Source organism: Streptomyces tateyamensis (genome assembly GCF_003205575.1).
Classification (GTDB): domain Bacteria; phylum Actinomycetota; class Actinomycetes; order Streptomycetales; family Streptomycetaceae; genus Kitasatospora; species Kitasatospora tateyamensis.
In genome coordinates this window covers 22,799-31,221 of the sequence record NZ_PYBW01000128.1, presented here as the reverse complement: position 1 = coordinate 31,221, position 8,423 = coordinate 22,799, and the positions used below count along the sequence as shown (strand labels likewise).

Here is an 8,423-nt window from a genome sequence, read left to right as displayed (position 1 = left end):
CGAGGAGCCCGGTGCCGTTCCCTGGTGCGGCGACGTCAGCCGGTGTAACCGGCCCACATCTTGGAGAACTGGTACGGCGTCTGCTGGATGTTGGTGCACTTGTACAGCGCGCCGGTGCAGGCGTTGGCGTCCCGGGTGACCTCCCAGAAGGCCAGCTCGCCGAGGTGGTTCTGCTGGGCGAAGGCGATCAGCTGCTGGGCGTCGGAGAGGCCGAAGACCTCGCTCTGGTTGTCGTTCTGACCCAGCATCGGGGTGACCCCGATCATCGCCCAGGTCTGCGCGGTGGTCAGGTTGGTCCACACCGAGGCCACCTGGGCCCGGGTGGACTGGGCCGACTTGATCGCGTAGGCACCCATCTGGCCGGCCGGGTTCGGGGCCTCGGTGTCGCCGAAGTCCATCGCCATCACGTTGACCGTGTCCACCGCCACGCCCGCGGCCTTGGCGGACTGCAGGACGTACACCCCGTCGGCGGTCAGGCCGCTGGGCAGCACCGGCAGGGTCAGGGTCACCTTGAGGTCGCGGCCCTTGGCCCGCTGGGCCGCCTGGACGGCGGCGACGGCGGCCGAGCGGCGGTCCACCGAGGCGCGGTCGGAGACCGCCGAGCCCTCGATGTCGAAGTCGATCCGGTCCAGGCCGTAGGCGTCGACCACCTTCTGGTACTGCGCGGTCAGGCTCGCCACGCTGGTGCAGGACTGGGCGAGCTCGGTGCCGTTGGCGCCGCCGAAGGAGGGGCGCACGTCGCCGCCGGCGGCGCGTACCGCGTCGAAGTCGGCCTTGTCCCAGCCGGTGCCCGGGTCGTAGGCGTTGAACCAGCTGGCGGTGCAGGCGCTGGTGCCGTTGACGATGAAGCCGAGCGAGAGCTGCTTGAGGCCGGTGGTGGCGATGATCTGCGCCAGGTTCGGGGTCGGGTAGGCGCCCAGGTCCACGAACGGGGCGGCCACGCCCGCACTGCTGCCGCTGCCGGCCACCCCGGTGACGGCGGCGGACTTGGCGGACTCGTTGCCCGCCGCGTCGTAGGCCGTCACGGTGAAGGTGTGGCTGCTGCCCGCCAGCAGGCCGTAGACGGTGGCGGCGGTGCCGGTGGTGGTGGAGGCCACCACGGTCGAGCCCTCGTAGACCCGGTAGCCCGCCACGCCGACGTTGTCGGTGGAGGCGTTCCAGGCCAGGCCGACCGCGCCCGGCCCGGTCGCGGAGACCCGGACGCCGGCGGGCACGCTCGGCGCGCTGGTGTCGGCCGGGGCGCCGGCGCAGGGCTGGTTGTTGATCAGGCAGTTGGCCGGGAGCATCTGGGCGCCGGTGGTGGTCACGTCCATCCCCACCACGGCGGCGGTGGCGCCGGGGGCCAGCGGGGCGGCCCAGCTGGGCGAGGTGACGGTGTAGTGGCCGCCGCTGCCGGTCAGGGTGCCGTTCCAGGCACTGCTGACGGTCTCGCCGGCGGGCAGGTCGAAGGTCAGCGACCAGCTGTTGACCGTGGTGTTCGTGTGGTTGGTGACCGTGTAGTCGGCCTCGAAGCCGGTGGACCAGGACTGCGGCTCGGTCAGGGTGGCGACCAGGCCGGAGATCCCGGCGTCGGCGGTGGCGACCGTGGCGGTGGTCGCCGCCGTCGCGGCGGCGGGCAGGGCGAGCGGCAGCACCGCGCCGGCCAGCAGGGCGGTGGCGACGACGGTGGGCAGGGGGGTGACACGCCTCATGGGCGGGCCCTCCTCGGGGCGTGGGGAACGGTGTGGGGGCGTGCCGCGGGAACGGTGTGGGGGCGTGCCGCGGCGCACTCCACATTGGTAGAGACCAATGTGGTGCGTCAATACACCGATCCTTAAGCGGAGCTGATTTCCCCTCAGGGCAAGGGTCGGACAAGGGTGCGGGGCCGGTCAGAGGTCCACCGGGGTGAGCAGGGCGCGGCTGACCATCCCGACCGAGCCGTCCAGCGCCGCCTCGAACGCCTGGTATGCCGGCGGCACCGCGCGCAGCCCGCGCAGCGCGAGCACACTGGCCCAGGCCGCGTCCCGGGCCCGGTCGATGCTCCAGACGCCGAGCACGTGCAGCAGCGGCTCGGCCGCCTGCTCGGGGTCCGGCAGCAGCTCCTGCCTGACCTGCGCCTCGACCTGGGCCAGCAGGTCGTTGACCCGGTGGAAGTCGGTGCGGAAGGACTCCGGGTCCCGGCCGAGCCCGCGGGCCGCGTCGACCACCGCGAGTGGCAGGTCGTGTTCGATGTGTGCGTTCATCCCGGCCAGGGCGAACTGCAGCGGATGGACCCCGGCCCGGGTCCGCAGCTCGAACAGCGGCCGCCAGCACGCCGCCAGCTGCTGCCCGGCCGCCGCCGCGTCCACCGCCGCCAGGTACCGCCCGGCGAACAGCCCGTCCAGCAGCGCGAGCGCGGGCGGATCGGCGAAGAACCCGTCGGCCAGCCTGGCGGCGACCAGCTCGGTGACGGTCAGGTACATCCGGTGGAACACCCCGACCCCGTCCCCGGGCGCGAACGCGGGTGCCAGCTCCCGCATCCGGGCCAGCACCTGGTCGACGGTGGGAGCCGGGGCCGTCATGGGGACCTCCGCACGGGGAGTCGGTGAACCGTTCGATTCAGACTCTCATGTCGAGCGCGCGTGCGAGGAGCCCTGTTGGGCCGTCAGGATCCGGTGGCTCCACGGGCCAGGGTGGCGAGCTCGGTGCGGGCCAGCTTTCCGGTGGGGGTGAGGGGGAGGGTGGGGAGGGTGAGGAGCTGTTCGGGGAGCTTGCGGCGTTCCAGGCCGCGGGTGGTCTCCAGGAAGTGGCGGAGTTCGGGGAGGGTGGGGGCGGGGCGGCCGGGAGCCGGGACCACGCAGGCGCACAGGCGTTCGCCGAGGTCCGGGTCAGGGACCGCCACGCAGACCGCCTCGGCCAGCGCCGGGTGGGCGCCGAGGTGGCGTTCCACCTCCACCGGGCTGACCGAGTAGCCACCACGCTTGATCAACTGGCTGTTTCGGCGCAGCAGTTGGAGCTCTCCGCGGCTGGTCAGCCGGCCGTGGTCGCCGGTGCGCACCCAGCCCTGCGGGCAGCGGCGGGCGGCGTCCAGCTCGGGGGCGCCGAGGTAGCAGAGCGGGGTCATCGGGCCGCGGGCCCACAGCTCGCCCGCCTCCCCGGGGGCGGCGGTGGGGGTGGCGAACTCGCAGACGGCCGGGTCGGGCCGGCCCAGCAGGGTGGTGTCGGCGACCGGAGAGCCGTACTCCGCCCGGCAGTTGACGCCGTCCGAGGAGCCGTACAGGTTGCTGACCGGGCAGCCGAACCGGTCCAGGCAGGCGGCCAGCAGCTCGGGCGGCAGCCCGTCGCAGCTGGCCACCACGGCGCGCAGCGAGGACAGGTCCTCGCCCGGCTCGGGGGCCAGCGCAGTCATCCGGCGCAGCATGGTGGCCACCCCGAACAGGTGGGTCGCGCGGTGCTCGGTGACGGCGCGCAGCGCGGCGGCCGGGTCGAAGCGGTCGAGCAGGACCAGGGTGGCGCCGTGCCGGTAGAGCGAGACCACGCCGAGCGAGCCGTAGGAGGCGGCGAGCGGGACCAGGACCAGCGGGCGCGGTACCGGGGTGCCCGCGTACACGGCGCGCAGGTAGTTGCCGCGGCCGCCGGCCATCGCGTTGTGCGAGTAGGCGACCATCTTCGGCTCGGCCTCCGAGCCGGAGGAGACCAGGACCCGGGCGGGGGAGTCGGGGTCGGGCCGGGCGGGGCGGACGAAGCCGGCGGGCCGGACCTCCTCCGGAGTCAGGACCGCGCGCAGATAGGGGAGTCGGGCGCCGGGCAGGTCGGTGCGGGCGGCGACCAGGACGGTGGCCCGGGAGCGGCGCAGCAGCGCCCGGGCCTCGCTGCTGCCAGGGCCGTCCGGGAAGGTGAGGGCCACCGCGCCCAGGGCGGCCACGGCGAGTTCGGCGGCCACCGCGGGGACGCCGTTGGGCAGCCGGAGCGCCACCACCTCGCCTGCGGCGACCTGGCCACGGCCGGCCAGCAGGGCGGCGAACTCCTGTACCTGGGCGTCGAGTTCACGGTAGCTGAGCGACTCCGTGGCGGTCACCAGTGCGGCCCGTTCCGGATGCGCCCGCACTCGCTCGCGGAACAGCTGGTACAGATCGGCGTCCGGGCAGTGCCCCGCCGCCACCCACTCCCGCCGCAGCGCCACCGGCACCCGATCGGGCACCACCAGGCCCTGCGGGGTGCGCCACCGGTTCACCGGAACTCCCAGGGCGTGCGCGGCAGCGCGCACCCGTCCCAGTGCACCGCCCCCGCGAAGCGGGCGTCGGCGGCCACCTCGGCCGGGGTGGCCGCCGGCAGGTCGGTGTGCCCGGGCGGCGCGGCGGTGGCCAGCAGCGTGCAGGCCGCCGACCAGAGTGAGGACTCGACCCGCTGCCCCACCCCCGTGCGGGCCCGCGCCAGCAGTGCCGCCAGCACGCCGACGGTGCTGGTGAGCGCACCGAACACGTCCGTCACGGTGAGCAGCGTCGGGGTGGCCGGCTGCCCGGGCGGGGTGACCAGCGCGGCCAGCCCGCTCTGCGCCTGAACCAGGTAGTCCGTCCCGAACGGCGCGTGCCCCCCGAAGAGTTCGCCCCAGCCGGAGGCGTACGCGTGCACCAGACCCGGGTACTCGGCGAGCAGCCGGGCCGCCCCGAGCCCGTACACCTCGGCCTTTCCGGGGGCCAGGTTGTGCAGGAACGCGTCGGCCCCGTCGAGCAGTTCGCGGATCACCCGGTGCCCCTCGGTCGAGCGCGGGTCGGCCTCGACCACCTCCTTGCCGCGGTTCAGCGCGTGGAACCGCGCCGAGACCGGGCCGACCAGCGGCGGCACCCCGCGCAGCGGGTCCCCGCCGACCGGCTCGACGCGCACCACCCGGGCGCCCAGCAGGCCGAGCAGGTGGGTGGCCAGCGGCCCCTGCAGCCGCCTGGTCAGCTCCACCACGGTGAGCCCGTGCAGCGGCAGCGCCCCGGGTGTCAGCGGCAGCGGGCCGACGGCGGGACCGCCCGCCGAGGTGATCCGCCACGGCGGCTCGGCCACCCCGGTGGACCGGCCCACCCGCACCGGCACCACCGAGACCCCGGTCGCGTCGGCCACCGCGGTGATCTGGCGGTACGTCAACCCCGAGGCGCGCAGGCCGAACTCGCCGGGCAGCAGGCAGGTCCCGGTGCTGAACCGCAGTTGGAACGCCGACCACCCCCGCCCGACCGCACGCAACTCCATCCCCAGCCCCGTCCAGAACCGCAGCCACTGCTCCGGCTCCAGCGCCTCCAGCTCGAACCGCACCCCGTCCGTGCTGACGAACGGGGGAGCCGCCGCCGAGGCCGCTGCGGGCGGCTCCCCGGAGGCCAGGTACTGGCCGACCGCCAGCAGCGCGCCCTGCGCCACCGAGGTGCGCACCTCGCGCCGGCCGCCCAGCCGCGCCGCCAGCAGGCCCTGGACCGCCAGCAGCCCGGCCACCGCGCCCGCGTAGTCGATCCCCAGCGGCGTCGCCCGCCCCCACCGGCGCCCGTGCACCGAGGCCAGCCCGCAGGCCGCCTGCACGTCCGCCTCGCTCGCCAGCGGCAGCGCGACCGGGCCGGCCCAGTCGATCCGGCAGTCCAGCGAGCCGCCCAGGCGCAGCTCGCCGGCTCCGGCCCCCGCCTCGTAACGCTCCACCGAGCAGCCCAGCAGCTCGAGTTGGCGGACCGCCAGCTCCACCGCGGTGCTGCGCCCGGCGGCCGTCAGCGCCACTTCGGCCAGCGGCGGGGCAAGGGGCGGGGAGGTGTGAACAAGCGTGGACATCAACCCTCGTCGAGCCGGGAGCCTGCGGGGAAACGGGTGCCGCGCACGGGTCGGGAGTGACCCGACATCCCGTGCGCGCAGTGTCACGAGATTATCACGCCTTGTAGTCGACCCAGGTCGATCGCGCGGCCCACCCCCCGGGGCTATGGTCGAACCATGGGAGAGCGACGGATCGCGCCCACGGCGCCGAACCTGGTCCTGCAGACTGCCGGCGACTCGCGGGTACTGAGCCCGAGCCGCGCGTACCACGTGGGCCGCGACCCGGTCAGTGAGATCCCCCTCAGCGACCCCCGGGTGAGCTGGCACCACGCGCTGCTGCACGCCGAGGACGACCACTGGGTGCTGGACGACCTCGGCAGCACCAACGGCACCTACCAGGACGGCCACCGGATCGCCCACCTGGACCTCGACCTGCAGCGCCCCGAGCGCCCCGAGGTCCACCTGCGGCTCGGCAGCCCGGGCGACGGTCCCGCGCTCGACCTGCGAGTCGACAGCCCGGCTCCGCCGCCCACCCGGATCGCCCCCGCGCCCCCGCTCGCCACCGCACCACCGCCTGGCGCCGCACCACCGCCTGGCGCCGCACCGCCGGCTGCCGCCGCACCCCCGGCCGCCGCGCCTGCGCCCGGCGACCGGCCCCGATCGAGTGACCGGCCCCGCCGCACCGGGCTGACCGCGATCACCGGCTCGCTGCGCCCGCCCACCAAGGTCCACCCGCTGGTCGGCGCCCGCACGGTACGGATCGGCCGCTCGCACGACAACGACCTGGTCCTCGCCGACCTGCAGGTGTCCCGCTACCACGCCGAACTGAGCGCCACCCCCGACGGCCGCTACGAGATCACCGACCTCGGCAGCCACAACGGCACCTACCTCAACGGCCAACCGGTGCTGCGGGCCCGGGTCGGCCCCACCGACCTGGTCGGCATCGGCCACTCGATGTTCTGCCTGGTCGACGGCGAACTGCAGGAGTACGCCGACACCGGCGAGGTCACCCTGGACGTCGAGGACCTGGTGGTCACCGTCGCCGACGGCCGCCGGCTGCTGGACTCGATCAGCTTCCCGGTCGGCCAGAAGTCCCTGCTGGCGGTGGCCGGTCCGAGCGGCTCCGGCAAGTCCACCCTGCTCGGCGCACTCACCGGCCTGCGCCCGGCCGAGCAGGGCACGGTCCGCTACGACGGCCGCGACCTGTACCGCGACTACGCCGAGCTGCGCCGCCGGATCGGCCTGGTGCCGCAGGACGACATCCTGCACACCCAGCTGACCGTGCGTCGGGCCCTGGACTACGCGGCCGAGCTGCGCTTCCCCGAGGACACCGCGCCCGCCGAGCGGCAGGCCCGGGTCACCGAGGTGATCGGCGAACTCGGCCTGGAGAAGCGGGCCGACCAGGTGATCTCCAGCCTCTCCGGCGGCCAGCGCAAGCGGGTCAGCGTGGCGCTGGAACTGCTCACCAAGCCCTCGCTGCTCTTCCTCGACGAGCCCACCTCCGGCCTGGACCCGGGCATGGACCGCTCGGTGATGCAGATGCTGCGCGCGCTCGCCGACGACGGCCGCACGGTGGTCGTGGTCACCCACAGCGTGCTCAGCCTGGACCTGTGCGACCGGCTGCTGCTGCTCGCCCCGGGCGGGCGCACCGCCTACTACGGCCCGCCCGCCGAGACCCTGCCGTACTTCGGCTTCCAGCACTGGCCCGAGGCCTTCGAGGCGTTCGAGAACCAGGAGGACCGGGACTGGTCCGGCCAGTTCCGCTCCTCGCGCGAGTACCGGCGCTACGTGGCCCCGCTCACCGAGGCGGCCCCGCGGCCCGCCGCCCGGGCACCCTCGGCAGCCCAGCAGACCCCCGAGCCACCGCCCGCCCCGCAGCGCTGGCACCGCCAACTCGGCACCCTGGTCCGCCGCTACGCCACCGCGCTGACCGCCGACCGGACCTTCCTGGCGATCATGATCGCGCTGCCCTTCGTGATGGGCGCGATGGCGCACGCGCTGGCCGGCAGCGAGCTCACCAACAACACCGCGCTCAACGCCCTGTTGCTGCTCTGCGTCGGCGGCGTGCTGACCGGCGCGGCCAACGCGGTGCGCGAACTGGTCAAGGAGCGGGTGATCTACCAGCGCGAGCGGGCCGTCGGCCTGTCCCGCTCCGCCTACCTGTGCTCCAAGGTGGTGGTGCTGGGCACGGTCACGGTGGTGCAGGCGGTGGTGCTGACCATGGTCGGCCTGGCCGGGGTCAAGCTCAAACCGCAGGGCGGCAGCGGGGTGTTCATGCCGCCGCTGATCGAGATCACCCTGGCGGTCGCACTGCTGTCCTTCACCGCGATGATGCTCGGGCTGGTGATCTCCGCGCTGGTCGGCAAGGAAGAGGTCACCATGCCGCTGCTGGTGCTGCTGGCCATCGTGCAGGTGGTGTTCTGCGGCGCGCTGCTGCAGCTGAACGGGGTGCCGGTGCTGAACCAGCTCTCCTGGCTGGTGCCCTCGCGCTGGGCGCTGGCCGCGATGGCCTCCACCCTGGACCTGCACGCGATCGTGCCCGGCACGCTGACCGCCGACCCGCTGTTCAAGCACCAGGCGAAGACCTGGCTGCTCGACATGGGGATGCTGGTGGTGCTCAGCGCGGCCTACGGGCTGCTGGTGGCCCGGCTGCTGCGGCGCCACGAGCCGGCCGTGATGCGGCGGTGAGG

Annotated in this window: 5 protein-coding genes; 1 reads left to right on the top strand and 4 read right to left on the bottom strand. The window is 74.5% G+C overall.

All coding sequences use genetic code 11. The annotated features are described in order from the left end of the window. Positions 1–35 precede the first annotated feature (35 nt). The 4 genes from C7C46_RS28075 to C7C46_RS28060 all read right to left on the bottom strand — a co-directional run bounded on the left by C7C46_RS28075 (position 36) and on the right by C7C46_RS28060 (position 5,754). Positions 36–1,691, bottom strand: coding sequence for a cellulose binding domain-containing protein (locus tag C7C46_RS28075; protein ID WP_110672729.1), 1,656 nt, complete (start codon positions 1,689–1,691; stop codon positions 36–38). Positions 1,692–1,868: 177 nt separating this feature from the next. Then, positions 1,869–2,540 carry a DUF5995 family protein gene (locus tag C7C46_RS28070; RefSeq protein WP_110672728.1) on the bottom strand — a complete coding sequence of 224 codons (672 nt, stop codon included), beginning with the start codon at positions 2,538–2,540 and terminating at the stop codon, positions 1,869–1,871. 83 nt (positions 2,541–2,623) lie between these two features. Continuing rightward, complete coding sequence (locus tag C7C46_RS28065; RefSeq protein ID WP_110672727.1) at positions 2,624–4,192, bottom strand: class I adenylate-forming enzyme family protein; 1,569 nt, start codon at positions 4,190–4,192, stop codon at positions 2,624–2,626. Next, entirely contained in the window at positions 4,189–5,754 is a 1,566-nt protein-coding gene (locus tag C7C46_RS28060; protein WP_110672726.1) for a CoA transferase, read from the bottom strand. Before C7C46_RS28060 ends, C7C46_RS28065 begins: the two co-directional genes overlap by 4 nt. Before the next feature lie 156 nt (positions 5,755–5,910). Here C7C46_RS28060 and C7C46_RS28055 point away from each other — a divergent pair, with 156 nt between their 5' ends. Then, on the top strand, positions 5,911–8,421 hold the full coding sequence (locus C7C46_RS28055) for an FHA domain-containing protein (RefSeq protein WP_110672725.1): 2,511 nt from the start codon (positions 5,911–5,913) through the stop codon (positions 8,419–8,421). Positions 8,422–8,423: the final 2 nt, after the last annotated feature.

Bases quoted from the DNA above. Each gene is read 5' to 3' on its own strand.
- C7C46_RS28060 (WP_110672726.1), bottom strand. From the start codon at position 5,754: ATGTCCACGCTTGTTCACACCTCCCCGCCCCTTGCCCCGCCGCTGGCC.
- C7C46_RS28075 (WP_110672729.1), bottom strand. From the start codon at position 1,691: ATGAGGCGTGTCACCCCCCTGCCCACCGTCGTCGCCACCGCCCTGCTG.
- C7C46_RS28055 (WP_110672725.1), top strand. From the start codon at position 5,911: ATGGGAGAGCGACGGATCGCGCCCACGGCGCCGAACCTGGTCCTGCAG.
- C7C46_RS28070 (WP_110672728.1), bottom strand. From the start codon at position 2,540: ATGACGGCCCCGGCTCCCACCGTCGACCAGGTGCTGGCCCGGATGCGG.